This is a genomic window from Kitasatospora sp. NPDC059327, assembly GCF_042752535.1.
In the GTDB taxonomy this organism is placed as follows: domain Bacteria; phylum Actinomycetota; class Actinomycetes; order Streptomycetales; family Streptomycetaceae; genus Kitasatospora.
Map to the genome: position 1 here is coordinate 4734 of NZ_JBHYYB010000064.1, position 25997 is coordinate 30730.

A 25997-nucleotide genomic window follows, 5' to 3' on the forward strand; every position below is an offset into this window, starting at 1 on the left:
GTGTTGTTGTGGGGGGGGTACCTCCCACACTGAACAATTATTCTGGGCCGGCGGGGGCTTGGCGGGGGCGGCCCGCGCGGCGCGGCCCCGGGCGGGGGGCCGCGGGGCCCGGGGCTCAGGACCGCCAGACCGGGTCGGTGACGATCGCCTTGAGCTGGTCGAGGCTCAGCGCGGGCGTACCGGGCCGGGCGGTGTAGCCGTTCTCGCCGTTCTGCTCGGAGATCGACACCTGTCGGCCGTCCGGGAAGTACGCCGCGGCCACCCAGTGCAGGACCGGGTCGACGGCGGTCTTGCCGTTCCCGAACCGGTTGACCACCACCAGCGTCCCGTCGGCCAGCAGCTCGTGGACCTCCAGCGGCGTCGGGACGCCCTCCTCCACGTACTTCCGGTCCTCCAGCCCGCGCGCGCTCGGCGGCTGCGCGAACACCGACAGCAGGCTGGTGCGCTCCTCGAAGGTCACCAGCAGGTTGCCGCCCTGACCGCCCGGCACCACGGTGTGCGTGGCGCCGGGCGGGAGCAGCGGGGCCACCCGGGCGGTCAACTCGGCCGCCGACGGCCCCTGCTCGCCGGTCGGCGAGGCGGCGGGGCTCGGCGGCCGGGGCGGGTTGGCCCGCGCCGGCAGCGCGTCCAGGACCCGGTCCCAGGCCGGCGCCGTCACCAGCGCGCGCAGCTGCTCGGCGTCCAACGGCGGGTTCTCCCGGGTGGACGCGGACGGCTGGCCGTTGTGCTCGATGATCTGCACCCGGCGACCGTCCGCCGCCGCCCAGGTGGCCCGCCACTCCCGGTGGCCCGCACGGGTCTGGTCCCGGAGCTTGTCGATCACCACCGCGGACCCGTCGGGACCCTCGGTGCGCTCGCAGGAGTCCTGCGGCATGCTGAACGGGTCCATGCAGACGGCACCGGCGGCCGGCGTCAGCTCGGTGCGGTCGACGGTGTAGGAGATGTAGCTCTCCCCCTGGCCGTCGTCGAAGGCGAGCGTGCCGTCGGTGCGGTACCGGTCGCCGTTGCCGCCGGGAATGCCGGGCGTTCCCGCGTACATCACCTTGACCGAGCCGGCCGGCAGCAGGCCGGTCACCAACCGCGTGACCTCGTCGGAGGTCATGTGCGCGGCGGGCGCCGCCGGCCCGGCCGTACCGGACCGCCCGTCGGTCAGCACGAACCCCCCGGTGGCCAGCACCAGCACCGCCAGCCCGCCGGCCGGCACGGCCCGGTGCCGGTTGCGCCGGCGCCGCCCACGTCGCTCGGCTCCGGCGGCGAGGGCGTACAGCGCCGGCTCCGGCGCCAGGGCGGCCGCGCCGCGCAGGGCACGGGCGAAGTCGTCCCCGAACGCGTCCGTACGGCCGCCCTCGAACTCGTCGTCAACTGGCATGGCGAAGAACCGCCTTCGTGGTGGTGGGGCCCGGTGCGCCCGGCCCCGGCCGGACGGCGACGAAGTCGTCGCCGAGTGTGTCGCGCAGCCTGGCCAGCGCCCGGCTGCTCCGGGAGCGCACGGCCGTACCGCTCAGCCGCAGCGCGGCCGCCGTCTCCTCGACGCTCTGGTCCTCCCAGAACCTCAGCACCAGCACGGCCCGGTCCTGGACCGACAGCTCCCCCAGCGCCCGCAGCAGCGTCAGCCGCAGCGCCGGGTCCGGGTCGTCGACGGCGATCTCGGGGACGGCGTCCACCACCCGCTCGGAGCTGCTGCGCCGGCGCCGGTGCGAGAGGAAGGTGTTGACCAGCACGGTCTGGGCGTAGCCGCTCGGATTGTCCAGCCGGGCTATCCGGCGCCACTTCACGAAGATCCGGCCGAGCGCCTCCTGGACGAGGTCCTCCGCCAGGTGCGCGTCGCCGCCGGTGAGCAGGAAGGCGGTGCGCAGCAGGTGCCGCCCCCGGGACACCACGAAGTCCGGGAACTCGGGTGGCGCCGCCTTGGCCGGGGTGTCCGCGCTCGGTGTTTGGTCCATGCCCTTCTAACGCCGTCGACCCCTCGTCATGTGGCAGCCGCCGGGCGACGATCTTCGCGGGCCACCCGGTACGTGCCTGGGCCGGCCGCTCCACCGGGCGGCCGCGGCGCGAGGATGTACGGCGCCGGGCGGCGCGGTTGCCACGTACACGATCGGCGCGGTCGGAACCGGCTGGATCGTCGACGGAGCAACGGAATCCACCCGTCGGAAAGCCCGCCGCACGACCGGGGGAAATCGTCCGGAATCCGGCCGGAACAGATCGATCGCGCAGGTAGTACCACTCGGCCACGGTGGCCGGAATTCTTCCTTTCCGGCCGCTGACGGGCCGTGGTACGAATGATCGACACGTTCACGTCACAGAGGTCGCTCCGCCGTCGGGCCCGGGGAATCGGGGCCGGTGGCCGTCCTCTCCTCACCGCCACCGCCGGGGGGCCGGGCCGGTACCGCACGTTCCTGTCCCGCTTTCGCGCGTCACGCGGTCGCACCACCAACGGGGGGATGAATCACCATGGGGGAATTCTCCGGATCGGGCCCAACGGGCGTGTCGGCGGTCCCGCTGCCGACACCGCGTCCGCCGGCCGCCCGCGCCGACAGACGGTCCGGGCCGTTCGAGGCGAACGCACGGCGGAACCGACTCACTGCCGTGTCAACCGCTACCCGACCGTCAAAGGCAGGCACCATCATGTCTCTTTCACGTCCGCGCGCCGCATGGCTGACCGCGCTGTTCACCGTCACCGCCACCGGCGGACTGCTGTCCGCGCCCACCCAGGCCGGCGCCGTCGTCGGCGACGCCGCGCCGAACGGGTCCTACGCGTTCACCGCCAAGATCGACATCGGCAACGGCCAGCGCGCCTGTACCGGCGCGCTGGTCGACCGGTTCTGGGTGCTCACCGCCGCCAGTTGTTTCGCCGCCGACCCGGCCCAGCCGTCCACCGTCCCCGCCGGCAGGCCGGCGCTGGCGACCACCGTCACCGTCGGCCGCACCGACCTCACCACGACCGCGGGCCAGGTCCGCGACGTGGTCGAGCTCGTCCCCCGGCCCGACCGCGACCTCGTCCTCGCCCGTCTGGTCAACCCGGTCACCGACATCGCCCCGCTGACCGTCTCCACCACCGCGCCCGCCCTCGGCGAGGAGCTCCAGGTGCCCGGCTACGGCCGCACCGCCACGGACTGGCTGCCCGACCAGCTGCACAGCGCCGCCTTCACCGTCGGCGCCGTCACGCCGACCGGCCTCGACCTCACCCCCAAGGCCGGCACCCCGGCCGCCCTCTGCAAGGGCGACACCGGCAGCCCGGCGGTCCGCACGGTCAACGGCAAGGCGGAGCTGGCCGGTGTCACCAGCCTCTCCTGGCAGAACGGCTGCTTCGGCAGCGCCGAGACCGCGCACAGCGGCGCCGTCGACGTCCGCGTCGACGACCTCGGCGGCTGGATCCAACAGGTCCGCGCGACCGACTGGAAGACCCCGCTGGTCAACACCAACAGCGGCAAGTGCCTGGAGATCGAGAACTCCCAGCTGGTCAACGGCGCCCGCGCCCAGCAGTGGACCTGCTACGACATGCCCACCTCGCGCTGGATCTTCCACTGGGCCGGCGACGGCTGGGAGGTCGTCAACTCCAACAGCGGCAAGGCCCTGGAGATCGCGGACTCGCTGAAGACCGACGGCGCCCCCGCCCAGCAGTGGAGCTACGCCGGCATCGCCACCCAGAAGTGGGACCTGGTCAAGGGCACCAACGGCTACGCCCTGAAGAACCGCAACAGCGGCAAGGCGCTGGAGATCGACAACTCGCTGAAGACGGACGGCGCCCTGGCCCAGCAGTGGACGTACTACGGCATCCCGACCCAGCAGTGGGCCTTCTCCTACTGATGCCGCCCCGGGCCGGGTGACGCCCCCGACCGACGGGCCGCCCGGTTCCGACCGGGCGGCCCCGGCTACGGCCAGCCCGTCGGCCGGGCGGTCTGGCCGGCCCTGGCCGCGACGATCGCGTCACAGGCCCGCCGGACCTCCGCCGCCGCCCAGTCGGACGGCAGCGGCCCACGCGCCCTGAGCGCGGCGGCCTGGCGCTGGAGCTCGCGGAGCGCGCCGCCCTGGGCACTGGAGAGACCCATCTCCTGGTAGTCGCCGAGATCCGTGCCGCCGTCGAGGTAGGTCCGCAGCCAGGGCAGCACGCTCAGGACGCAGTCCGTCACGGGGTCGGCCGAGGACGGCACCGTCACGACGGCCGGCGTCCGGACGCCGGCCGCTCCGCCGCACCCCGACACCGCCGCCACCACCACGACCAGACCGGCCACGAGCCTCATCCGCATGCCCGCAGTGTGGGCCCGGGCGGCCCTCCGCACCAGAGTCCGGACCGGCTCGGGCCCACCGCCGTAGACTCCCCCGATGAGCGACAACTCCCTGACCGCCGCCGACCCGGAGGCGGCCGCGTGAGGCTTCCGCCGCTGGTCCACGACGCGCGGCCGGACCTGACCGCGCTGTGGCGAAGCCGATGGCCCGCCGCCCCGCCGATCGGCCACCAGGTCAGCGACCCGTATTCGGAGGTGTGGGTGCGCTTCCACAGCCTCCCGGAGTCGAAGCGCTACCCCGACGACGAGGACGAGTACGCCATCGTCCTGGACCGGTACAACACGGTGCTGGACGAGCTGTTCACGGGGCAGGACATCCACCTGGTCACGTCCGCCTGGACGACCGGAGCGGACCTGCCACGGCGCCGACCGCGCGCGGACCACTGGCAGACGCTGCTGGTGACGGACGACCCCGACCCGAGGTTCCGCACCCACCAGCACCTCTTCGTCACCCGACGCACCTGGCAACGCGGCTGCCTGGACCGGCTGTTGCGCGCGGTCGCGGACGACGCGGCGGCCGATGTGCTGATCACGGACACCCGGTTGCAACGCGTCCACCACCCCTACGACGGCGGCGCCGACGTCCTGCTCACCGGCCCCGAGGAACGCGACCGGCTCCGCGACCGGCACGCCGACTGGCTCTCCCGGCACCCGAACGGACTCTGAGAGGCGCACGGGCGATGCCGGGACAGGTCTTCGTCGGGGAACGAACGTCATTGCGGACGTCGGGGATTGTCCGACGATCACGGCGTGCCCCGCCCGGGCGCACCCGGGCGGGGCGGTAACCGCCGTCCTCAGTGCGGGATGCCTTCGATGATCCTTCGGGCATCCTGCCGGAGGAGTTCGGCGCACGCGCGGGCGCCCAGAACGGCCGGGTCTGCCTGGTGCTCGTCCCAGACCATGACGTTGGCGAACTTGCTCCCCTCACGGTCGAAAACCATGCCGCGAAGGCTGAGCTGCCCGTCCCCCTCCGTGGTGCAGTACCCGGCGATCGGCGAGTTGCAGTGGCCACGGAGTCCGTGGAGCATGACGCGCTCGGCCGTCACCTCCCGCTGCGTCCGCGGGTGGTTGATCCTCTCCAACAGGGCGCCGACGGCGTGGTCGCCCTGGCGGCATTCCAGACCGAGAACCCCCGCCCCGACCGCTGGAAGCATCTCGTCCGTGCCGAGAACGTATCCCGGCCGCTCGATCCCCAGGCGGGCGAGACCGGCCACCGCGAGGATCATGCCGTCCGCCCGTACGTCGATCTTCTTCCTCCCGTCCAGCTTCTCCAGCCGGCTGCCGACGGCGCCGCGCACCCGCACCACCTTCACGTCGGGACGGGCCCTGAGAATCTGTGCCTTGCGACGGACCGCCGACGACAGGATGACGGCGCCGGGCGGCAGGTCGGCGAGCGACGTGTGCTCGGAGCCCTCGGGGAAGAGCAGGACGTCCCGGACGTCCGGCCGCTCCATGTAGGCCGCGAAGACCAGCCCGGCCGGGAGCGGTACATCCCCCGGCACGTCCTTGACGCAGTGCACCGCCATGTCCACTTCGCCGCGCTGGAGCATGGTGTCGATCTGCCGCGTGTACAGCCCCTTGCCGCCGAGCTGGGCGAGGTCGCCCTGCCACAGGTCCGCTTCGGTGGTGACCGGCAGCACCTCGGTCCGAAGGTCCGGCTCGTGCTCCCGCAGAGCGGCGATCACCATCTCGGTCTGGGCGAGGGCGAGCGGGGAACTGCGAGTCCCGATCCGGAGAAGGCGCTTCGGGAAGTCCGGGTGGTCGGCGGTCATGTCAGACCGTCCTTTCGTGTCGTGTCTCTCGATAGGTAACGGTTCCGGGGAGCTGAAGGGGTGCCCGAATCCGGGCGGAGAGCGCCGGGTGCACCAGTGCCGCCGCTTCGTCGCGGGCGGCCCGACGGCATCGAGGGCACGAGCCGCCCGGCGCTGAGGCCCGGGCGGCTCCGACCGTGTGGTCAGACAGGAGTGCCGCAGGTCCGGCGGCACTCCTGTTCGGCGTTCGGGCCGATGGGCGGCTCGTGGCGCTCCGAGCAGTGGGGCATCCGCAGGGTGGCGATCGCTCCGAGCGCGACGGTGGCGAGTGCGAGAAGCACGAGGAGCAACAGGGCGAGGCCGATCAGGGCACGGGCGGCACCGGGGTGGTTCAGGAGTCCCACGACCGGGCCACCTTCTCGTGTCCGTCGGGCCGCTCGTGGTCGAGGAGAAGGTTCAGCAGGTTGAGGACGGTGGAGAGCGGGGCGTTGCCGAAGCGGACGAGGACACGGCCGTCCACGACGCTGTCGGTGGTGGCCGAGGGCCAGACGATGCCGAACTCACGGCCACGCCGGTGGAGTTCGGCGAGCAGAGCGATCACATCGGTCTCGGTGTACGTCCGCATCCGGGGGTCGTCCGGCGCGATGGGCTCGCGGTGGCCGCTCACGCGGCGGAGTCCAGCTCGAACCAGACCGATTTGCCCGACTTCCGGGGGTCGGTACCGAAGCGATGGGTCAGCGAGCGGACGAGGTGGAGCCCCCGACCGGACAGCTCGTAGGGGCCGGCGGAACCGCGCTGCTCGGGGAGGTCCGGACTGCCGTCGCTGACGGAGACCCGGAGGATGCCGCCGAGCAGGACGACGACGACCAGGGGAGCCGGGCTGCCCGCGTGCTTCCAGGCGTTGACGTACAGCTCGTGGAGGGCGAGTTCGGCATCGCCGATGATGTCGCCCGGCCACCCGGCGCGCGTCATCGCCGAACGCAACTCCTCGCGCGCGGCCGACCAGTCAGGGGGGAGTCCAAGGGGGAACACGAAGAGACCTCCGTGGGGGTGATGTGGGAGCCTCTCGGGCGCAATCGCTCAATCAGACATGGAAGCTGAGCGATGACATGACAGAGAAGCACAGGCCTACAAAGACCACTGTTCACACAGCGCTCTCGGGCCGTCACTCTCAGCATGACGCCAGATGACATCGATCTGCAACCTGATCTCGCGAGTCTGCAAAATTGCATATCGAACCTGAATTCGGCTTCAGTCGAGGCCACTTATCGGTAGCGCACGTGACTCCAGCACCGGCAGACTGGTCCACCAACAGGTAGGAGGGGCACACTGCATGGCGGTATCAACGGTTCGGCGCCGCCGGCTCGGCGAGGAGCTGCGGAAGCTACGCGAGCAAAAGAAGATCACTGCCGAAGCCGCTGCCGACGCCACGGGCATGAGCCAGCCCAAGCTCAACAGGATCGAGAACGCTCGAACCGCAGCCAAGATCGAGGATGTCCACAAGCTCCTCGACTTCTACGGATGCGACGACGACGAGTTCCGTGCGGGTCTGATCGCCATCACCAAGGACGGCAGCAAGCGCGGCTGGTGGCTCAGCTATCGCGACGCGATCAACGCGTCGTCGATCGATCTGATCGTGCTCGAAACAGACGCTTCGACGTTCAAGACCTACGAACCGGCTTTCGTCCCCGGCCTGTTCCAGACCGCCGAGTACGCCCGGATAGTCATCGACCGGCTTCGAACAGCCCCGGGCGGCACGGTCGACGACCTCGTCCAGGTTCGTATGGCGCGCCAGTCGATCCTCACCCGGCCGAACCCGGTGGAGGTGTGGGCCGTCATCCACGAGGCGGCGCTCCAGAGCAACGCGAACCGGCCCGACATCATGGGGCCGCAGTTGGACAAGCTGCTCACACTCAGCCGGTTGGCGAACGTCAACATCCAGGTGATGCCGACCGGGGCAGCCATCCACCCCGGGATGAGCGGAGCGTTCGCGCTCATGGGCTTTCCGCTGCGCAGAGACCTGGATGTGGTGTTCGTCGAAGGCCTGCTGAACGGCTTCTGGGTCGAGGATCCGACCGACGTGGAGTTGTACCGGGCGAAGTTCCAGGAGATCACGGCCGAGGCCCTGTCCGTTGACGCATCCCTCAGCTTCATCACCGCACAGAGAGAACGGATCACGTGAGCCACTACCCCGATGCCTCCGACACCGGTTTCGCCTTCCGGAAGTCCAGTCACAGCGGCGGGAACGAGAACTGTGTCGAGTTCGCCCTGTCCCTTCCTCACGAGGTCGCGGTACGTGACAGCAAGAACCCCTCCGGCCCGGCCATCGCCTTCAGTACGGCGGCCCACGCGGCCTTCATCACCGCCGTCACCGCCGGTGAGTTCGACTTCGGCCTGCTCTGACCGAAACAGTCCGGCCGCCCGGAGGGTCTCCGGGCGGCCGGCGGCTTCCTGTTACCGCGTCAGCTGGTCTGCACCGCCGTGTCGTCGATCACGAAGCTCGTCTGCAGCGAGGCGTCCTCGGTGCCCGCGAACTTCAGGGTGACCGACTGGCCCGCGTAGGACGACAGGTCGAAGGTCCGCAGCTGGTACCCGGCCGCCGCGTCCACGTTGGAGTAGGTCTTCAGCGTGGTGCCGTTGGCCGTCAGGGTCAGCTTGTCGTACACCGTGGAGCCGGACTCCGCCGTGTCCACGTGCAGGTAGAAGCTCAGCGTCGCCCTGCAGCCGGCCGGGACGGTGACCGTCTGCGCGAGGTTGTCCGAGTGGGCGGAGCCGTAGCCGTTCAGCCACGCCTTCCACGAACCGCCGTGCGCGGCCTGCGAGGCGCTGTTGTCGACGACCCCGCTGGACGACGTCCACGGCGCGGCGGTGCCGGTCTCGAAGCCGGCGTTGCCGAGCAGCTGCGCCGGGACGCAGGTGCCGCCACCGCCGCCGGTGACCGTCCAGGTGAAGCTCGCGGTGCCGGTCCTGTTGGCCGCGTCCTTCGCCGTCACGGTGACGTTGTAGGTGCCCGCGGTGGTCGCGGTGCCGGTGACGGCGCCGCCGGAGCCGATGGACAGCCCGGTGGGCAGGCCGGTGGCCGAGAAGGTCAGCGGGGCGGTGCCGCCGGAGGCGGAGATCTGCAGGTTCACCGAGCCGTTCAGCGCGGTGGTCTGGTTGCCCGGGTTGGTGACCGAGACGCTGCTGCCGGCCGGCTTGGTGAGCAGGCAGCCGCTGACGTTGAGGTCGATCGCCCGGCCGGTGCCGAGGCAGGTGGTGAACCAGTACGTCTCCTCGCCGTAGCTCTGGCCCTTGGTGGCCTTGGTGGTGCCGTCGGCCGCCACCTCGCACGGGTTGTTGAGGGTGCACATCGCGCCGTCGTCGTTGCCGGTGTTGTTGATGCCGACGATCTTCTTCGAGGCGGCGTCGACGATCGGCGAACCGGAGGTGCCGTGCGTGGTGTTGCAGCCGGCGCTGTAGCGCAGCGAGTCGTGCCAGGTCCACTCGTCCTCGCGCAGGGTGTCGACGAACCCGTTGATCGAGCAGTTCCACACCTGCTTCCAGTACGACGAGGGTATGAACATCGACGAGCCGTCGACCGGGTGCGTGTCACTGATCGTCAGCGCCGTCGCGCTGTACTTCGAGGTGATGGACGCGAAGGTGTCGGTCAGCTGGTACAGGGCGACGTCGGTGCCGGTCATGGTCGCGTAGAGGACCTTGTCCGCCTGGACGGTGCCGAGCGAGCTCCCGGACGCGTTGAGCAGGGTGCCGCTGCGGCTGACGCTCTGGTTCTGGATGACCTGCCCGGCCGAGGGCATGGTCGGCAGGCAGTGGCCGTTGGTGAGCATCAGGGCCCGGTCGCTGTCGACCGAGGTGGGGTAACGCACCAGCGAGGCGGAGCAGTTGCTCAGCGCGATGGTGGAGGTCAGGTCGCCGGCCTGGACCGCCTGGGCGGGTGAGGCGGCGAGGGTCAGCCCACCCGCGACGAACGCGCTCGCGCCGACGACGGCGGCAAGTCTCTTGAACATGCTTCTCCTTGTGGGGGATTGCGGGGCGTACGACCGGTCGCGGACGCCCGCGCCGCACGAAAGTGCCATGACCACTTCAACAAGGTCAACCATGCCGACAGAACTCGCGCCGTCGATTCCGCGCCCGCTCCCCCGCCCCCTCGGCGCGGCCGCGCCGGCTTCGGCCCATCACCCGAGGTCGCGGCCGTGCACCGGCCCCCGGCACCCCGCCCCGCGGCCGGCGGGAGACCTGCGCCACACACACGCGCTCCGACCGTGCGGGCGGCCACGACGGGACGAGCACCGAGCAGCACGGCATCTGACGCTCCACCGGGCCAGACCGACGGTGCGTCACTTTGTCAGGCCAGCAACTCTTGACTGCCATGTACTTTGCACTGCAAAGTGAATGCGGCGCCGGGGGCGCCCGCCGCGTCCGCACCGAACGGACCCGACGCGACAAGCAGGGGGAAGCCCATGGGTACGTCCACCACGCACACCACCGCACCCGGGAGCCCGGCGGGCCCAGCCGGGCTGCTGGCCGCCACCGAGGGTCTGCGCACCCGGACCCGGACCCGCCTGGGGGGCTCCGGGGTACCGCTGCTGAGCTTCGGTCTGCTCGCGCTGGCCGCCGTGCCGTTCGCCCGGGAGGCCTTCAACTTCGGTGCCCACGGACGCAGCGTCGCCTCCTACCCGGTCTTCGCCTACGCCGAGTTGACCGGCCTCTGCGTCACCCACGCACCGGACGCGCCGTGCCTGGAGGGCGAGTTCGACGGGTCCGTCCTGCGCTTCACGGCCTGGGGGGTGTGGTTCGCGCTGCTCCCGCTGGCCTGGCTCGCCCTGGCCGCCTGGTACCGGCGGCGCGGCGAGGAGCGGGGGATCGTGCCCCGCCGCGCCGCCTGGCTCGGCGCCGGCCTCGGCGCGGCCGTCCTGGTGACCGCCGTCCTGCTCGCCCTGTTCCTCGCCCGGAGGCACGCCGTCGCGCTCGACGTCCTGGCGAACGCCTACGCCTCGCCCTGGTACGTGGTCGGCATCGGGCTGCTGGTGCTCGGCCTGGTCGAACGCAGCTGGACCGTCGTGGGCGCCGCGCTCTCCCACATCGCGCTGCTCACCGCCTACCTCGGGGCTTCCTGGGGCAGCGGCTGGATCCCGTGGGCGGAGTCGGACGGCGCCGGCTGGGCCGACGGCCCGCAGCTGAAGGCGTTCCTGCTCGCGGCGATCCTGCTGGGGGCCGGGCTGGCGCAGTGGACGACCGAGCGCCGACGGGTCGCCGCGGGCCCGGCCGCGTCCAGTACGGTCGCCTGATGAGCACGGCAGAGGCACCCGAGGGACCGGACGGCGGCGCAGCGGACGGGAGCGACGGACCGCACCCCACGCAGGACCTGGACGACACCGTCCACCAGCGGGTGCGGCTCGGGGTGCTGACCGTCGCCCGGGAGGCCGACCGCGTCGAGTTCGGCTTCCTGAAGAGCCAGCTCGGGGTCACCGACGGCAATCTGTCCCGCCATCTGAAGGTCCTGGAGGAGTCCGGCCTGGTCGCGGTCGCCAAGGGCTACGCGGGCCGCCGCCCGCGGACCTGGATCAGCCTGACGGCGCAGGGCGCCCAGGCGCTGGACCGCGAACTGCGGGCCCTGCGCGAGCTCGTCCGGCGGCTGGACGCGGCCGCACCACCGGAGCCGGCGGCGTCGACGGAGCCGCACGGAGCCGTCGGCGGCGCGACGGTCTGACCGCACGGCACGGCGCCGCCGGTCGCGTCGACCGGCGGCGCCGTCTCGGACCCACCCCCGCTACGGCTGCGGGAAGGCCTCTTCGTCCACGTCCGTGGTCTTGGCGTTGCCGCCGACCGCCGGCTGGAGGGTGATCGACCACGAGGTGTAGGTGCGGCCGGTCTCGAAGGCCATCGAGTCGTCGAACTTGCTGAAGTCGCAGCTCTGGGTGAACGCCTTCAGCGTCGGGTCCCAGTCGACGCCGCCCGAGAAGAAGACGTCGTAGGTGCCGTCCTCGACGCCCTCGATGGACGCCTTCTTCCCCTTGCCGACGTACACCGAGTGGATCGACTTGCCGTTCTGGGCGAGCGAGACCACCGCGTCGGCGCTGCCGCCGTTGTCGACGTTCAGGACGCCCTCGCCCTTGAGGCGGCCCGAGCGGACCATGGTGCCGCTGTCCAGGGTGCGGGTCTGGAGCGGCGGAGTCTGGGGGACGGCGAAGGTGGTGGGGTAGCCGGCGGCGGTCATCTGGGCGAGGGCGGCGGGAATCGCCTTGAGGCCCTCGGAGAGGCCCACCTCGGCGAGGGCCGAGGTGGTGGCGCAGACGTTCTTCGCCCGGATGTCGCTGCGGATCTTGGTCAGGTCGGTGGAGAGCTGGCCGAGGGCCGTCACCAGCTGGCGCCGCGCGGTCGTGACGGTGGCCGGCTCGCCGGCGAGGCCGAGACCGCTGCCCGCCGAGGACGCGGCGGTGGCCGCCTCCTGGAGCACGGTGGCGAAGGCGTCCAGGCTGGCGGAGGCGTTGAGCTTGGCGAGCGCGGCGTTGACCGGGTCGACGTAGCTCACCAGGACCGGGCCGTACGGCGGCTTGGTGGGCGTCGGGGTCGGCGTCGGCGTGGGGGTCGGTGTGCGGGTCGGTGTGCGGGTCGGGCTCGGGCTGGCGCTCGCGGACGGCGGCGGACTCGTGCCCGGCCCCAGGCCGAAGGCGTCCGCTCCGCCCGCTCCTCCACTGGAGCACGCCGCCAGCAGCAGCGTCGCGCCGGCCGCCAGGCCGACCTTGACGAAGGACTTCATGCCGCTCCCCCGGTGATCTCCCGTGCACGCTCCGTGCACTCCCCGCGGACATGATCCCGAGCCCGACGAGCGCGGTCAACAGGGCGCACAAGAGGCGTATCGAGGCGCAGGAGGGGCGCGGAAGGGGGCGCACGAGGCGCCCCGTACGGTCAACTACGATCGGGCACGTGCTCAGGCTTACGGGACTCCCCCTCCAGATCATCGCCTCCGTCCTCGCGATCGGCGTCTTCGCCGCCACGATGTGGCTCTGGCCGAGATTCGGCGGGCGCAGCTGGAAGGCCTGGCTCGGCCGGGTCGGCGCCTTCCTCGCCACCCAGGTCTCGGTCCTGGTCGCGATGGGTCTGATCGCCAACGGGTACTTCGGCTTCTACAGCTCCTGGACCGACCTCCTGGGCACCAACGGCGGACCGGGCACGGTGGTCGACCACCAGCCGAACGCCTCCGTAGCCATCACCGGCGAGCAGAAGTTCTACGCCCAGCAGGGTTCCAACCCCGAGCGGGTCGGCCTGATCCACGACGTCTCGGTCAAAGGAGCCGGCAGCGGACTGAGCACCGACGGGTTCGTCTACCTGCCGCCGCAGTACTTCCAGCCGGAGTTCGCGCAGCGGAAGTTCCCGATGGCCCTGGTGCTGGCCGGCTACCCCGGCACCCCGGAGAAGCTCATCTCGCTGATGCAGTACCCGGCCTCCGCCCTGGAGGCGATCGACCAGAAGAAGCTCCCGCCGACCATCCTGGTGATGATGCGACCGACCCTGGTCAACAACCGGGACACCGAGTGCGTGGACGTCCCGAACGGCCCGCAGGTCGAGACCTTCTTCACCAGCGACCTGCCCAAGGCGCTCGGCACCACCTACCGGATCGGCACCGACCCGACCAACCGGGCCGTGATCGGCAACTCCACCGGCGGCTACTGCGCGCTGAAGTTCGCGCTGCGCAAGCCCGACGCGTACCGGGCCGCCGTCTCCCTCTCCGGCTACTACACCGCGCCGATCGACGAGACCACCGGTGACCTGTTCGGCGGCAACAGCCAGTTGAAGCAGGAGAACGACCTGCTGTGGCGGCTGCAGAACCAGCCGGCCGCACCCGTCTCGCTGCTCCTGGCCACCGCCCACGACGAGAACAACTACGCCGCCACCCAGGACATGGTGAAGGCCTTCAAGGCGCCGACCAAGCTCTCCACCATCACCCTGGACACCGGCGGGCACAACTTCCACACCTGGACGCGGGAGATCCCGCCGGCGCTGGAGTGGCTGGGCAAGCATCTGACGATGCCCCAGGCCGCCTAGCGTCCCGCCGCACCCGCACCCGGCGCGACCCCCCAGAAGGCGCCGGGGACGGGCCGGGGACGGGCCGTCCGGGTGATTCCACCCGTCTCCAGCAGGATTAGAGGCGGCTCACAGCCCGGTCTCACGGTCCTCTCAGCCGGGCGGCCGAGCGTAGCGCCCATGACCACGACCAGCTACTCCCCTCCGGCCGGTGAACCGTGGCCCGAGGCCGCGAACCACCCGCCGCCGGAGGCGCCGCAGCCGGCCCCCGACGCCCCCGGACCGGCGGCGGGCCCCGCGGCGGCCGAAGCGCTCTTCCCCGCGTGCCCGCCGCCCGCCACCGGCCCCGAGGGACCGTCGTCCTGGGCCGGTCGGCTGCGCACCCTGCCGGCCCGCGCGTGGCGCGGCCGCGCCGACGACCCGCGCTGGGCGCGGCCCGCGCTGCTGGCCCTGCTGGCCGCCACCGCCGTGCTCTACCTCTGGGGCCTGAGCGCCTCCGGGTGGGCCAACTCCTTCTACTCGGCGGCCGTCCAGGCCGGCAGCCAGAGCTGGAAGGCCTTCTTCTACGGCTCCTCGGACGCCGGGAACTTCATCACCGTCGACAAGCCGCCGCTCGCGCTCTGGCCGATGGCGCTCTCGGCGCGGATCTTCGGCCTCTCCTCCTGGTCGGTGCTGGCCCCGCAGGCGCTGATGGCGGTCGCCACCGTGGCGACCCTGTACGCGACGGTGCGCCGTCGCTTCTCGCCGCTCGGCGGCCTACTGGCCGGCGGCGCGCTGGCGCTGACCCCGGTGGCGGCGCTGATGTTCCGCTTCAACAACCCGGACGCGCTGCTGGTGCTGCTGCTCACGCTGGCCGCGTACGGCCTGCTGCGGGCCGTCGAGGCGGCGGGCACCCGGTGGCTGGTGTTCACCGGGGTGATGTTCGGGCTGGCCTTCCTCACCAAGACGCTCCAGGCCTTCCTCGTCCTGCCCGCCTTCGCCCTGATCTACCTGGTGGTCGCGCCCACCGGCCTCTGGCGGCGGGTGCGGCAACTGCTGGCCGCCGGGCTGACCATGGTGGTCGCCGGCGGCTGGTGGGTGGCGGTGGTCGAGCTGGTGCCGGCCTCGGCCCGGCCCTACATCGGCGGTTCGCAGGACAACAGCTTCCTCTCGCTCACCTTCGGCTACAACGGCCTCGGCCGGCTGAACGGCGACGAGACCGGCAGCGTCGGTGGCGGCGGCAGGCTCCCCGCCGGGCTGGAAGCCGCGCCCGGCGGCGGCCGCGCGATGGGCGGCGGCGGCTGGGGCGAGACCGGCATCACCCGGCTCTTCGACGGCGACATCGGCGGGCAGATCGCCTGGCTGATGCCGGCCGCCCTGATCCTGCTGGTGCTCGGCCTCTGGGCCACCCGCCGCTACGCCCGGACGGACACCGCCCGCGCGGCCTTCCTGGTCTGGGGCGGCTGGCTCGTCTGCACCGCGCTGACCTTCAGCTTCATGTCCGGGATCTTCCACCAGTACTACACGGTGGCGCTGGCCCCGGCGGTCGCGGCCCTGGTCGGCATGGGCGTCGACGGGCTCTGGCGGGTCCGGCACCGGCTGCCGTACGCGGCGGTGCTGGGCGCGACCCTGGCGGTGACGGCGGTCTGGGCCCACGTCCTTCTCGGCCGCAGCGCGACCTTCCTGCCGTGGCTGCGCTGGACGGTCCTGGTCGGCGGGATCGCGGCCGGGGCGGCGCTGCTGCTGGCCGGGCGGCTGGCGGCCCGGCTCGCCACCACCGTCGGGCTGGTGGGCCTGGCCGCGGCGCTGGGCGGTCCGGCGGCCTACGCCGTCGACACCGTGAACACCGCGCACACCGGCTCGATCGTGACGGCCGGTCCGGCGGTCGCGGGCGGCCGGGGCATGGGCCCGGGCGGGATGCGGGGCATGCCGCCCGGCGCCGACGGCCGGATGTTCGGCAACGGGCAGCAGGTCTTCCCGGGCCAGGGCGGCGGCACCGGTCAGGGCGGCACCGGCCAGTTTCCCGGTGGCGTTCCCGGCGGCGCCCAGGGCGGCGGTGCCGGATCGAACGGCGCCGGCGGCACCGGCGGTCGCGGTGGGTTCGGCGGTATGACGGGCGGCGGTGGCCCCGGCGGCATGGGCGGGCTGCTGAACGGCGCCACGGTGAGCGACGAGGCCTCCGCCGCGCTGAAGCAGGACGCCGACCGTTACACCTGGGCCGCCGCGACCAGCGGCTCGCAGAACGCCGCCAGTTACCAACTCGCTTCCGGCGTACCGGTGATGGCCCTCGGCGGGTTCAACAGCAGCGACCCGTCGCTCAGCCTGGACGCCTTCCAGCGGTACGTCCAGGAGGGCAAGGTGCACTGGTTCATCGGCGGCGGCTCGCGCCGGGCGGTCGGCGCCGGGACGGGCACGGCCGGCGGCGTCGGAGCCGGAGCCGACGGCGGCGCGCAGGAGTCGCAGACCGCCGAGATCACGGCCTGGGTGGAGAGCCACTTCACCGCGAAGACGGTGGGCGGCTCGACCCTCTACGACCTGACGCAGACGCCCTCCTCCTGAACCGACGGGACAGACGAAGGGGACGCCCGAAAGGGACCACGAAGGGGACCACGAAGGGGACGCGCCGCGAGCCTGCGGCGCGTCCCCTTCGTGCGGTGCGGTGCGGTGCGGTGCGTACGTACGGTGCGGTGCGGCGGGGGTCAGTCCGTCCGGCACCGCGTCCCGGCGGCCGGCGGGGTGTCGTCGGTCAGGAAGGTGTCGACCCTGGCGCGGATGCACGCGCTTCGGTTGTAGGCGGTGTGGCCGTCGCCCTCGCGGGTGAGCAGGACGGCCTTGCCGAGCTGGGCGGTGAGGTTCTCGGCCCAGGCGTAGGGCGTCACCGTGTCACCGGTCGAGCCGACCACGACGATGGTGGCCCCGCTCGTGGTCGTGATCGGGCCCGGCTGTTCGGCGGACCGGAACGGCCAGGCCCGGCAGTCGGGGTCGAACAGCGCCAGGCTCGGGTCGTGCCGGCTGATCAGCGGGGCCTCGGCCGCCATCTCGGCGTAGGCGGCCCGGAGTGCCTCGCCGGTCGGCGCGCCGGCGTCGCCGTCGGCGCAGTGGATGGCGGCGTAGGCGTCGGCCGAGACGTCGTAGTGGCCTTCGCTGTCGCGGTGGTTGTACCCGTCGGCGCGCGCGAGCAGGTTGTCGCCCTCGCCCCGGGCCATGGCCAGGCCGAGGTCGTCGCGCAGGGAGTCCCGGGCCTTCTCGTCGCCGTAGAGGCTGTCGATGACGCCGGCCCAGCCCGCGTTGGCGGTGAGATCGCGCCCGCTCGCGGTGGTGAGCGGCTTCTGCTTGAGCCCGTCGAGGAAGTCGGCGAGCTTGTCGGCGGCCTCGGCCCGGTCCCGGCCGAGCGGACACTGGTCCTGGTCGGCGCAGTACGCGGCGAAGTCCTGGAACGCGCGCTCGTACCCGGCGTACTGCTCGATGTTCTGCTGGACGAGCGGCACGGACGGGTCGACCGCGCCGTCCAGCACCAGCCGGCCGACCCGGTCGGGGAACTCCCGGGCGTACAGGCTGCCGAGGTAGGTGCCGTAGGACAGGCCGAGGTAGTTGAGCTTCTGGTCGCCCACGACCGCCCGCAGGACGTCCATGTCGCGGGCGGTGTTGCGGGTGCCGATGAAGGGCAGCACCTTGGCGTACTTGGCCTGGCAGGCCTCGGCGAGCACCCTGCCCCGTTCGGCTCCCGGCACGTCCGCGGTGACCCACGCGTCACGGTCCTTGTCGTCCAGACAGTTCACCGCGGTGGTGAGGCCGACGCCGCGCGGGTCGAAGCCGATCGTGTCGAAGCGGTCGTGGAGCGGGCCGTCGAACTGCGCGGGGTCGTTCCTGACCATGTCGACGCCGGAGCCGCCGGGCCCGCCGGGGTTGACCAGCAGGGAGCCGATCCGCCGGTCCCGCTGGGCGGCGGGGTAGCGGACGACGGCCACGTCCAGGGTGTCGTCGGCCGGGTTCGCGTAGTCCAGCGGGACCTTGAACGTGCCGCACTGGATCACCGGCTCGTCGGCCGCGTCGACCCTCGGGCCGTCGGCGCAGGGGGCCCAGTCGATCCGCTGACCGTAGAACGGCCGGAGCGCCGGGTCCACCGCGGCGGTCGGGGCCGGCCCCTCGGAGGACGCGGAGGCCGGGGTCACGGGCCGGGTCGGCGCCGGGGACCCGTCCCGGGGGAGCGTGCCGTAGGCCGCGTCGCTGGATCCGGCCGAACTGGTGCAGCCGGCCAGGAGCGCGGCGGTGACGGCGACCGGCAGGGCGCCCCGTGAGAACCGGGTGATCATCGAGTGCACCACACACGCATATCACCCGGTCCCGGCACGGGTCACATCGTTATCGCCGCAGCGAGGGTGAATGGGGACAAAGGAAGACGAAACGTTTCCTCAGCCGTCGCACTGCTGAAGCATGGCCTTCTTGTCGGCCTCGGTCACGGGCAGTTGGTACTTCAGCGAGACCTGGGCGAAGCGCACCGCGTACGAACAGCGGATCGCGGCGTTGGCCGGGAGCCAGGCGGCCGGGCCGGAGTCACCCTTGGAGGCGTTCTGCGAGCCGTCCGCCGGGATGAGGTTGAGCGGGTCGTTGGCGATCTGGACGCGCTTGGCCTTGTCCCACTTCGACGCGCCCATCTGCCAGTCGTAGGAGAGCGGCATCACATGGTCGATCTGGATCTTCGAGGCCTGCTGCTTGCTCCACCGGACGGTCTTGCCGGTGTACGGGTCGTCGATGGTCATCGCGGTGACCACGCAGGCCGAGCCGTCCTTGTGCTCCACCGCGCGGCCGTCCCGGGCCAACAGGTCGTTGCGGGTGTCGCAGTTGTTGTGGCCGCCCGGGACGCCGTCCACGTTGTCCGTCCAGGCCGGACCGAACTCGTTGCGGTCGTAGCCGTCCTTGGGGCCGGCCGCGGCGGTGGCGACCCTCGCGACGACGGCCCGTCCGGCCTTCCGGTCCTCGGGCGAGGTCAGCGGCGCGAGACCGGGCCTGGTGCCGTCGGGGTTCTGCAGCGGACTGGTGCCCTCGCGGGCCGGCCCGGCCGCGTCGGCGGCCGGCTTCCCGGCGCTCCCGGAGCAACCGGCCAGCGCCAGGGTGGATATCAGGAAGACGACGGCGGCGGACAGGGCGGTGCGGCGGGCGGGCACGGAGACTCCCGGGCTGGGGGGTGGCTGACGGCGACCCAGCAGACCAGCCACCCCACACACCGTCAAGGCGGCGCAGCGCGGAGCGTTCGAGCATGTCGAAGCTCACACTCCGGCGCCCACCCGCCGCCGGTCGCCGCCCGCGGTCCGCGCGTCGTCCCCTCGCCCGCCCGGAGCGGGCTTCGGCACCGCCGACCCGCCGCGCCGCCACCCGCGCCGGCGGACCGGCCCGACCCCGCGCACCCACCGCCGGTCCGTCGCCCCGCCGGGAGCGGGCGACGGGTCCGGTCCGGCCGGTGCTCGGGGACCGGAGCCGTCGCCCCGCCGGGGTCACCCCCCGATCGCGGACATCGGCCGGTCCGGCTGGACGAAGCCCGCCGAATTGATCGCGTGGCCCGGGCCCTTGCGGGCGATGGTGGCCCGCCAGGCCTCCTCGATCCGGTCGTCGTCGGCGCCGCCGCGCAGCAGCGCGCGCAGGTCGGACTCCTCGGTGGCGAACAGGCAGTTGCGCAACTGGCCGTCCGCGGTGAGCCGGACGCGGTCGCAGCCGCCGCAGAACGGGCGGGTGACGGAGGCGATCACACCGACCACGGTGTCGGTGCCGGCGATCCGCCACTCCTCGGCCGGCGCGTTGCCGTGCCGACCGACCGGGACGAGGTCCCAGCGGGTACCGAGGACGGCCAGGATCTCGTCGGCGGTGACCATCGTCGCCCGGTCCCAGGCGCCCTGCGCGTCCAGCGGCATGGATTCGATGAACCGCATCCGGTACCCGTGCCCGGCGGCGAACTCGACCAGGTCGAGGATCTCGTCGTCGTTGACACCGCGCACCGGCACCGCGTTGACCTTCACCGGTGCGAGCCCGGCGGCCTGCGCGGCGGCCAGGCCGGCGAAGACGTCGGCGATCCGGTCCCGGCGGGTGATCGCGGCGTACCGCTCGGGGCGCAGGGTGTCCAGGCTGACGTTCACCCGGTGCAGCCCGGCCTCGTGCAGCGCCCCCGCGGTGCGGGCCAGGCCGATGCCGTTGGTGGTCAGCGAGACCTCGGGACCGAGGGCGGTGATCCGCCCGATCAGCTCCGGCAGACCGCGGCGCAGCAGCGGTTCGCCCCCGGTGAGCCGGATCGTGCCGATGCCCAGCCGTCCGACCGCGATCCGCGCCAGCCGGACCACCTCGTCGTCGCTCAGCACCTCGGCCTTCGGGAGCCAGGCGAGGCCCTCGGCCGGCATGCAGTAGGTGCAGCGCAGGTTGCAGCGGTCGGTGAGCGAGACCCGCAGGTCGGTGTGGACCCTGCCGAAGCGGTCCAGCAGCGGGCGCGGTGCGGTGTTCATCGGCCCAGTACAGGGGTAGCCGGGCCGAGAAACCAGCGGCCGAACCGCCGGGGAGCTGCCCCGACCTGCGGGTTCTCCTTGTGCATTCGTACAACTGTGGCTTCCTACGGCTGCGCCCGGGCCCCCGGACGGGCAGGCTGGGCCCATGCGCGACAGCACGGGGACCAGTGGCCGGACGGGTGGTGAACGGCCGGTCGCCGCCCTGGTGCTGGCCGCCGGGGGCGGGCGGCGGCTCGGCGGCCGGCCGAAGGCGCTGGTCCGGTACCGGGGGCGGCCGCTGGTGGAGCACGCGGTGGCGGTGGTCCGGGCCGGTGGCTGCGCGTCGGTGACGGTGGTGCTGGGCGCGGCCGGCGAGCGGGTGCGGTCCACCGCCCACCTGCCGGGGTGCCGGCTGGTGGCCAATCCGGACTGGGCCGGCGGGATGGGCTCCTCACTGCGGGCCGGGCTGGACGCGCTGGCGCCCGGGACCTCTGCCGTCCTGGTGATGCTGGTGGACACCCCCGGGGTCACCCCGGCGGCGGTGGGCCGACTGCTGGCCGCCCACCGGGCCGGTGCCGAACTGGCGGCGGCGGCGTACGAGGGGCGGCGCGGGCATCCGGTCCTGTTCGGCGCCCGGCACTTCGCCGAGGCGGCGGCGGGCGCGACCGGAGACTCCGGCGCACGCGCCCTCTTGGCGGCGCACGCCGACGGGATCACGCTGGTCGAGTGCGCCGACATCGCCGTCCCCGACGACCTGGACACCCCTGCCGACCTCGCCCGATGGGCGGCCGGGTGATCACCCTCCGGTCCGCACGGATGCCCGGTCCCCCTCCGGGGTGGCGCGGTCTCCTCCTCCCCGACGAGGGATCGACCGCACACCCCTGATCTGTCCCTGAGGATTGCCCCATTCCGCGCCACGGCCCCCGGGTTTCGGGGAGCATGGGACACGTCCTTCCCCTCGATTCGAACGGACGGTGCCCGCGATGTCCGGACTGCCCGACGACTTCACCGGACGCGACCCCGCGCAGCACGGGCCGGTGGCGGGCGGTGGCGCCCGGGCGATCCGCTGCCCCGCATGTCGGCGCGAGCACCTCTACGAGCCGCCGTCGCTGCCCTGCCCGTGCGGCGCCTCGCTCAAGGTGCCGCTGCTGCGCGGCGGCGTTCCGGTACAGGTGCGGTTCCGGTCCTGGGAGGACTCCTGGCTGAACATGCGCTGCCCGCACTGCGGCCGCTCCGACCAGTGGCCGCAGCCCGAGTTCACCTGCAACTGCGGCGCCACCGTCCGCCTGCCGGTGGACCGCACCACCCGACTCGGCGGCAGCGCGACCACCGGCCGGCTGGGCACCGCCGGTCCGTCGAGCTCCCGCCCGCACCCGGCCCACCCGTTGAACACGCCCGTCCCCGCCCCGCCCGGCGGGTCCGGCGCCTCGGCCACTCCCTGGCGGCGGCGCGCGCCGTTCCGCCCGCACCCGGTGCGCACCTCGCAGGACGCGGTGTTCACCGCCGCCCGCTACCTGGAATGGCTGGGCTTCGACGACCTGGAGCTGACCGAGGCCCAGGAACGGGACGGGGTCACCCTGTTGGGCAGCCGGATGGTCGCCCAGGTGGACACCTGGACCGAGCCGGCCGACGTGAAGTCGGTGGAGTGCCTCTGGCTGCAGACCCTGCACGCCGAGGAGATGGCCGCCGCGATGTTCACCCTGGCCGGCTACTCGCACCAGGCCACCGTGCGCGGTGAGCAGTTGCTGGTCGCCCTGTTCAGCCTGGACCTGGCCGGAGTGCCCCAGCCCGCGAACGGCGCCGCCGAGGCCCTGATGGAAACCGGCTGGACGTCCTGACCCGCCCGATCCCGCCCGGCCCCCGTTGTCCCTGATCCCCCGCCACTTCCCCGAGCCGCCCGACGCCGGACCGCCCCACCACCCCGGCCGGCCCGCCCGGCACCGGCCCGCCCCGACGACCCCGGCCACCCCCACCGCCCCGTCCGTCCCCGCCGCCCCGTCCGTCCCCGCCGCCCCGGGAGCGACCGACACGGGACAGGTCCGCGCGCAACAACCTGCGCTCGTGATCTGGTGCACAAGCTCACCCCCGTGTTGAATTGCCGCCACAACGCGGGCCTTGGGGGGAGAGGCCGGCGTCCTGCTGGATGGCGCGCACAAGGAGGTGGCGTTGTCGGAGCACGGATGGGGCCCGAGTGGCCGGGACGGGCGGGCGGCGCCCGGAGAGCCGGGGGACACCGTATGGCGGCTGCGGTCCCGGGCCTGCTGGCAGGAGGCCGCGGAGCTGTTACGCCCGGCCGCCGAGCGTGATCCCGAGGCCGCGCTCGGGCGGGCCGAACTCCTCATCGAGCAATGCCTGTTCACCGCCGCCAACTGGACCCAGGCGGAGCAGGCGCTGCGCCTCGCCGAGGCCTTGGTGACCAGCACCGAACAGCGCGCGGGCGCCTCCTGCGCCCGCGGGTTCCTGGCGTACGTCTCCAGCGTGCTCGGCGCACGCGACCGGCTGGACGAAGCACAGGCGGCGCTCGGACGCACCTCCGCGCTGCTGCCACCGGACGCTCCCGGGCGGCCGCTGCTGGACTTCCGCCGGGGGCTGGTCGCCGAGAACCTGCTGCGCGACCGGACGGCGGCCTGGATCGCCTACCGCCGGGCGCACGAGGGGGCCGGTGAGCGCGGGGACGAGCTGCTGCGCTCCTACACCTGGCGGCACCTGGCCGCGCTGGCCCAGGCCGCCGGGGACCAGGACCGGGCGCGGGAGGGCTTCGACGCCTCGCTGCGGCTGCGCGAGCAGCTCGGCTTCACGGTCGGGGTGGCGCCGGCGCTGGCGGCGCTGGCCGAGGTCTCCGGACCGGACGAGGCGGTCCGGCTGAGGGCCGAGGCGACCAGGCTGGTCCAGGCGCTCGGGGGCGTGCCGGTCTGGCTCGCGCGCCAGCTGAGCGCGGTGCGCACGCCGGGCGCTCCCCCGGACGGACGCATCGAACGCGAACCTCGGGGAACTATCAGCTAAGGTGAGCCTAACCTGGCCGGGGTGAGCAGTACTCCGGCCAGGTTCGCCTTGCCGTTCCCGGGCTCCGCCAGGCCCCGGCCGGCCGGGGTCCGGCCGCCGTCGAACCGGCCGGGCACGGGCCGGACGGTCCGGCACGGGTTCCGGTCGACCCGATAGGGCCCGCCCCATGACCGCGAGCAGCACCCGGCCCGGCCCCGCGCCGCACGCCCCCCGCACCACCCCCGCGCACGCTGTCGCCCCCTCGCCGGCCGCATCCCCGGCCACACCCCCGGCGGCACCCTGCACCGCCAGCTACCGCAGACTCGGCCTGCTCTTCCCCGCGTTGCGGGTGCGCAGCGCGGCACCCCGCACCGGCGACGGCTGGATCTCCGGCGCCGACCTCCTGGCCGGCCCCGACGCACTGGGCGAACTGATCGCCCACGACGCCCGGCAGGGCCTGACCCGGTACGGCCGGCCGCTGCGCCCCGACGTCGCGGCCGGCTTCGGCCTGCACCGCTTCACCTGGTCGGCCGCGCTGCTCTTCACCCTGCCCTGGTTCCTGGAGCGCCGGGTGCCCCTGCTCACCCCCGCGGACGTCTCGATCCGCCGCGCCACCGGCGAACTCACCGCCCGCACGGGGGCTTTCGTCTGCCTGACCGACGACCCGGCCGCCGGGTTGCCCGACGCCCGCACGGTGGCCGACGAGGCGGCCCTGTCCGCCGAACTGCGCGCGGCGCTGGCCGACTTCCTGACACCGGTGCTGACCGCCTTCCGCCCGGCCGTGCGCCGCAGCCCGCGGATGCTCTGGGCGATGGCGACCGACGCGGTGGTGGAGGGGCTCTGGTACGTCGGCGGGCTGCTCGGCGAGGAGGAACGGGCCCGGGCCGAGCTCTCCGACCTGCTCGCACCGGCCACACCGGCCGCACCGGCCGCACCGGCCGCACCGGCCACACCGGCCACACCGGCCGCCCTGGCCGCGCCCGGGGCCCCGGAGCCCTCCGCACCTCCGGCGCCACCGGCGTGCACGCCCGGCGCGTCCGCACCGTGCTTCACGCCCGGCGCGGGCTTCGCGACCGGGAGTGCTTCGGGCACCGACCGTGCCCGGGCCAGTTGCTGCCTGGTCTACACCGTGCGACCCGAGGAGATGTGCGGCGGCTGCCCCCGCGTCACGCGGGGTTGACGGCGCCGACCTCCGGACCGCGCCGGGAAAGCCCGGAATTCCGGGAAACAGCACCCCTTTGTTTATACGACAATGCGACTTCTGCCACGTCAGAAATCCCTCTCCTCAGCGCATTGACGGCGAATCAGCCATTCTCGGGCCGAGCATCCGCCATGATGGTCCCCGCCATCACGACGCAGGAAAGCGAGGCTGGTCCAGGCGATGAAATTGTCCGACATACCGCTCGGTTGGGCCGTCACCGGCGTTGCGGTGCTGCTGGTCACCGCCCTGTTGGTGGCCCTGGCCCGAAATCGGGGATCCGCCGCCGGACCGGGCGGCTCGGATTCCTGGGAGCGTTCCGAGGAGCGCCGCCGCCGCAAGGAATCCCTGTACGGCGGGGCCTCGTACACGCTGCTGTTCTGCTGCGCCGCCGTCGCGGCCGCGCTCTCCTTCCACGGCCTGGTCGGTTTCGGGGTGCAGAACCTCAACCTCTCCGGCGGCTGGGAGTACCTCGTGCCGTTCGGCCTGGACGGGGCGGCGATGTTCTGCTCCGTGCTCGCCGTCCGCGAGGCCAGCCACGGTGACGCCGCGCTCGGCTCGCGCCTGCTGGTCTGGCTGTTCGCCGGCGCGTCCGCCTGGTTCAACTGGGTGCACGCCCCGCGCGGCTTCGGCCACGCCGGTGCCCCGCAGTTCTTCGCGGGGATGTCGCTCTCGGCCGCCGTGCTGTTCGACCGGGCGCTCAAGCAGACCCGTCGGGCCGCGCTGCGCGAGCAGGGCCTCGTCCCGCGCCCGCTGCCGCAGATCCGGATCGTCCGCTGGATGCGCGCTCCGCGCGAGACCTACGCGGCCTGGTCGCTGATGCTGCTGGAGGGCGTCCGCAGCCTGGACGAGGCGGTGGACGAGGTCCGCGAGGACAGGCGGGAGAAGGTCGTGGAGAAGGAACGCCGCCGGCTGGCCGGGCGCCGCGAGCGGGCCGAGATCCGGGCCATCAACCGCTCCCACAGTGCCTGGCGCACCCGTGGCACGGCCCGGCAGCTGGAGTCCGGCCAGGAGTCCGCCATAGCCGGCGGTCCCTCGGCGGACCGGCCCGCCGTCGAGCCGCCCGCGTCGGCCGCCGAGGGACCGGTCGCACAGGCCGGCCTGCCGGCCCGTCCGGAACGGCGCACCATCGACCTCACCCTGGAGGAGGACACCGTCGCACTGCCCCGGCTGGATTCGCTGGAGCGCAAGCTGAAGGACCTGGAGCAGCAGTTCGGCTGAGGCACCGGGCCCGGGACCCCGCCCGAGCGGCACGGCGGGGCCCCGGTGGGTCCGGCCGGAGCCGGTCGGACCCACCGGGGCCCCGCCG

General features: G+C 73.2%; 25 protein-coding genes. 13 read left to right on the forward strand and 12 right to left on the reverse strand.

What is annotated here, in order from left to right; all coding sequences use genetic code 11:
* Nucleotides 1–115: 115 nt before the first annotated feature.
* Complete coding sequence (locus ACFXHB_RS30565; RefSeq protein WP_380577911.1) at nt 116–1369, reverse strand: hypothetical protein; 1254 nt, start codon at nt 1367–1369, stop codon at nt 116–118.
* Complete coding sequence (locus ACFXHB_RS30570; RefSeq protein WP_380577912.1) at nt 1359–1943, reverse strand: SigE family RNA polymerase sigma factor; 585 nt, start codon at nt 1941–1943, stop codon at nt 1359–1361. Before ACFXHB_RS30570 ends, ACFXHB_RS30565 begins: the two co-directional genes overlap by 11 nt.
* Nucleotides 1944–2625: 682 nt before the next feature.
* Here ACFXHB_RS30570 and ACFXHB_RS30575 point away from each other — a divergent pair.
* Complete coding sequence (locus tag ACFXHB_RS30575; RefSeq protein WP_380577913.1) at nt 2626–3807, forward strand: RICIN domain-containing protein; 1182 nt, start codon at nt 2626–2628, stop codon at nt 3805–3807.
* Nucleotides 3808–3872: 65 nt separating this feature from the next.
* On the opposite strand, the gene ACFXHB_RS30580 is transcribed toward ACFXHB_RS30575, so the two are convergent.
* A complete protein-coding gene (locus ACFXHB_RS30580; RefSeq protein ID WP_380577914.1) occupies nt 3873–4247 on the reverse strand; it encodes a hypothetical protein in 375 nt (124 codons plus the stop codon).
* A gap of 120 nt (nt 4248–4367) precedes the next feature.
* On the opposite strand from ACFXHB_RS30580, the gene ACFXHB_RS30585 reads away from it, so the two are divergent.
* The gene (locus ACFXHB_RS30585; protein WP_380577915.1) at nt 4368–4952 is read left to right on the forward strand and encodes a hypothetical protein; all 585 of its coding nucleotides are present in this window, start codon (nt 4368–4370) and stop codon (nt 4950–4952) included.
* A gap of 128 nt (nt 4953–5080) precedes the next feature.
* Here the strand turns inward: ACFXHB_RS30585 and hemC are convergent, their stop codons facing one another.
* The 4 genes from hemC to ACFXHB_RS30605 all read right to left on the reverse strand — a co-directional run bounded on the left by hemC (nt 5081) and on the right by ACFXHB_RS30605 (nt 7069).
* Nucleotides 5081–6058: a hydroxymethylbilane synthase gene (hemC, locus tag ACFXHB_RS30590; protein WP_380577916.1), complete on the reverse strand. Its 978-nt coding sequence runs from the start codon at nt 6056–6058 to the stop codon at nt 5081–5083.
* 182 nt (nt 6059–6240) lie between these two features.
* Nucleotides 6241–6441 (reverse strand): hypothetical protein, encoded by a 201-nt coding sequence (locus ACFXHB_RS30595; RefSeq protein WP_380577918.1) that lies wholly within the window; start codon nt 6439–6441, stop codon nt 6241–6243.
* On the reverse strand, nt 6429–6704 hold the full coding sequence (locus tag ACFXHB_RS30600) for a hypothetical protein (protein WP_380577919.1): 276 nt from the start codon (nt 6702–6704) through the stop codon (nt 6429–6431). Before ACFXHB_RS30600 ends, ACFXHB_RS30595 begins: the two co-directional genes overlap by 13 nt.
* Nucleotides 6701–7069: an ATP-binding protein gene (locus ACFXHB_RS30605; protein WP_380577920.1), complete on the reverse strand. Its 369-nt coding sequence runs from the start codon at nt 7067–7069 to the stop codon at nt 6701–6703. The genes ACFXHB_RS30600 and ACFXHB_RS30605 overlap by 4 nt, the downstream gene beginning before the upstream one ends.
* A gap of 301 nt (nt 7070–7370) precedes the next feature.
* On the opposite strand from ACFXHB_RS30605, the gene ACFXHB_RS30610 reads away from it, so the two are divergent.
* Both ACFXHB_RS30610 and ACFXHB_RS30615 read left to right on the forward strand, forming a co-directional pair.
* The gene (locus ACFXHB_RS30610) at nt 7371–8219 is read left to right on the forward strand and encodes a helix-turn-helix transcriptional regulator (protein ID WP_380577921.1); all 849 of its coding nucleotides are present in this window, start codon (nt 7371–7373) and stop codon (nt 8217–8219) included.
* Nucleotides 8216–8440, forward strand: coding sequence for a DUF397 domain-containing protein (locus ACFXHB_RS30615; RefSeq protein ID WP_380577922.1), 225 nt, complete (start codon nt 8216–8218; stop codon nt 8438–8440). Before ACFXHB_RS30610 ends, ACFXHB_RS30615 begins: the two co-directional genes overlap by 4 nt.
* Before the next feature lie 59 nt (nt 8441–8499).
* On the opposite strand, the gene ACFXHB_RS30620 is transcribed toward ACFXHB_RS30615, so the two are convergent.
* Entirely contained in the window at nt 8500–10044 is a 1545-nt protein-coding gene (locus tag ACFXHB_RS30620) for a putative Ig domain-containing protein (RefSeq protein WP_380577923.1), read from the reverse strand.
* A 453-nt stretch (nt 10045–10497) separates the two neighbouring features.
* Here ACFXHB_RS30620 and ACFXHB_RS30625 point away from each other — a divergent pair, with 453 nt between their 5' ends.
* Nucleotides 10498–11325 (forward strand): hypothetical protein, encoded by an 828-nt coding sequence (locus ACFXHB_RS30625; protein WP_380577924.1) that lies wholly within the window; start codon nt 10498–10500, stop codon nt 11323–11325.
* Nucleotides 11325–11747, forward strand: a complete 423-nt coding sequence (locus ACFXHB_RS30630; RefSeq protein ID WP_380577925.1) for a winged helix-turn-helix domain-containing protein — start codon at nt 11325–11327, stop codon at nt 11745–11747. The genes ACFXHB_RS30625 and ACFXHB_RS30630 overlap by 1 nt, the downstream gene beginning before the upstream one ends.
* Nucleotides 11748–11807: 60 nt before the next feature.
* On the opposite strand, the gene ACFXHB_RS30635 is transcribed toward ACFXHB_RS30630, so the two are convergent.
* Nucleotides 11808–12797 (reverse strand): hypothetical protein, encoded by a 990-nt coding sequence (locus ACFXHB_RS30635; RefSeq protein WP_380577926.1) that lies wholly within the window; start codon nt 12795–12797, stop codon nt 11808–11810.
* Nucleotides 12798–12964: 167 nt separating this feature from the next.
* Here ACFXHB_RS30635 and ACFXHB_RS30640 point away from each other — a divergent pair, with 167 nt between their 5' ends.
* A complete protein-coding gene (locus tag ACFXHB_RS30640; RefSeq protein ID WP_380577927.1) occupies nt 12965–14083 on the forward strand; it encodes an alpha/beta hydrolase in 1119 nt (372 codons plus the stop codon).
* Nucleotides 14084–14242: 159 nt separating this feature from the next.
* On the forward strand, nt 14243–16600 hold the full coding sequence (locus ACFXHB_RS30645; RefSeq protein ID WP_380577928.1) for a glycosyltransferase family 39 protein: 2358 nt from the start codon (nt 14243–14245) through the stop codon (nt 16598–16600).
* 140 nt (nt 16601–16740) lie between these two features.
* On the opposite strand, the gene ACFXHB_RS30650 is transcribed toward ACFXHB_RS30645, so the two are convergent.
* The 3 genes from ACFXHB_RS30650 to moaA all read right to left on the reverse strand — a co-directional run bounded on the left by ACFXHB_RS30650 (nt 16741) and on the right by moaA (nt 20529).
* On the reverse strand, nt 16741–18354 hold the full coding sequence (locus ACFXHB_RS30650; RefSeq protein ID WP_380577929.1) for an alpha/beta fold hydrolase: 1614 nt from the start codon (nt 18352–18354) through the stop codon (nt 16741–16743).
* A gap of 99 nt (nt 18355–18453) precedes the next feature.
* Nucleotides 18454–19206 (reverse strand): HNH endonuclease family protein, encoded by a 753-nt coding sequence (locus tag ACFXHB_RS30655; protein WP_380577930.1) that lies wholly within the window; start codon nt 19204–19206, stop codon nt 18454–18456.
* A gap of 327 nt (nt 19207–19533) precedes the next feature.
* A complete protein-coding gene (gene moaA / locus ACFXHB_RS30660) occupies nt 19534–20529 on the reverse strand; it encodes a GTP 3',8-cyclase MoaA (protein WP_380577931.1) in 996 nt (331 codons plus the stop codon).
* A gap of 145 nt (nt 20530–20674) precedes the next feature.
* Here moaA and ACFXHB_RS30665 point away from each other — a divergent pair, with 145 nt between their 5' ends.
* The 5 genes from ACFXHB_RS30665 to ACFXHB_RS30685 all read left to right on the forward strand — a co-directional run bounded on the left by ACFXHB_RS30665 (nt 20675) and on the right by ACFXHB_RS30685 (nt 25909).
* The gene (locus ACFXHB_RS30665; RefSeq protein WP_380577932.1) at nt 20675–21304 is read left to right on the forward strand and encodes an NTP transferase domain-containing protein; all 630 of its coding nucleotides are present in this window, start codon (nt 20675–20677) and stop codon (nt 21302–21304) included.
* A 187-nt stretch (nt 21305–21491) separates the two neighbouring features.
* Complete coding sequence (locus tag ACFXHB_RS30670; RefSeq protein ID WP_380577933.1) at nt 21492–22346, forward strand: hypothetical protein; 855 nt, start codon at nt 21492–21494, stop codon at nt 22344–22346.
* Nucleotides 22347–22674: 328 nt separating this feature from the next.
* The gene (locus ACFXHB_RS30675; RefSeq protein ID WP_380577934.1) at nt 22675–23511 is read left to right on the forward strand and encodes a hypothetical protein; all 837 of its coding nucleotides are present in this window, start codon (nt 22675–22677) and stop codon (nt 23509–23511) included.
* 166 nt (nt 23512–23677) lie between these two features.
* Entirely contained in the window at nt 23678–24670 is a 993-nt protein-coding gene (locus tag ACFXHB_RS30680; RefSeq protein WP_380577935.1) for a (2Fe-2S)-binding protein, read from the forward strand.
* 201 nt (nt 24671–24871) lie between these two features.
* Entirely contained in the window at nt 24872–25909 is a 1038-nt protein-coding gene (locus ACFXHB_RS30685; RefSeq protein ID WP_380577936.1) for a DUF2637 domain-containing protein, read from the forward strand.
* Nucleotides 25910–25997: the final 88 nt, after the last annotated feature.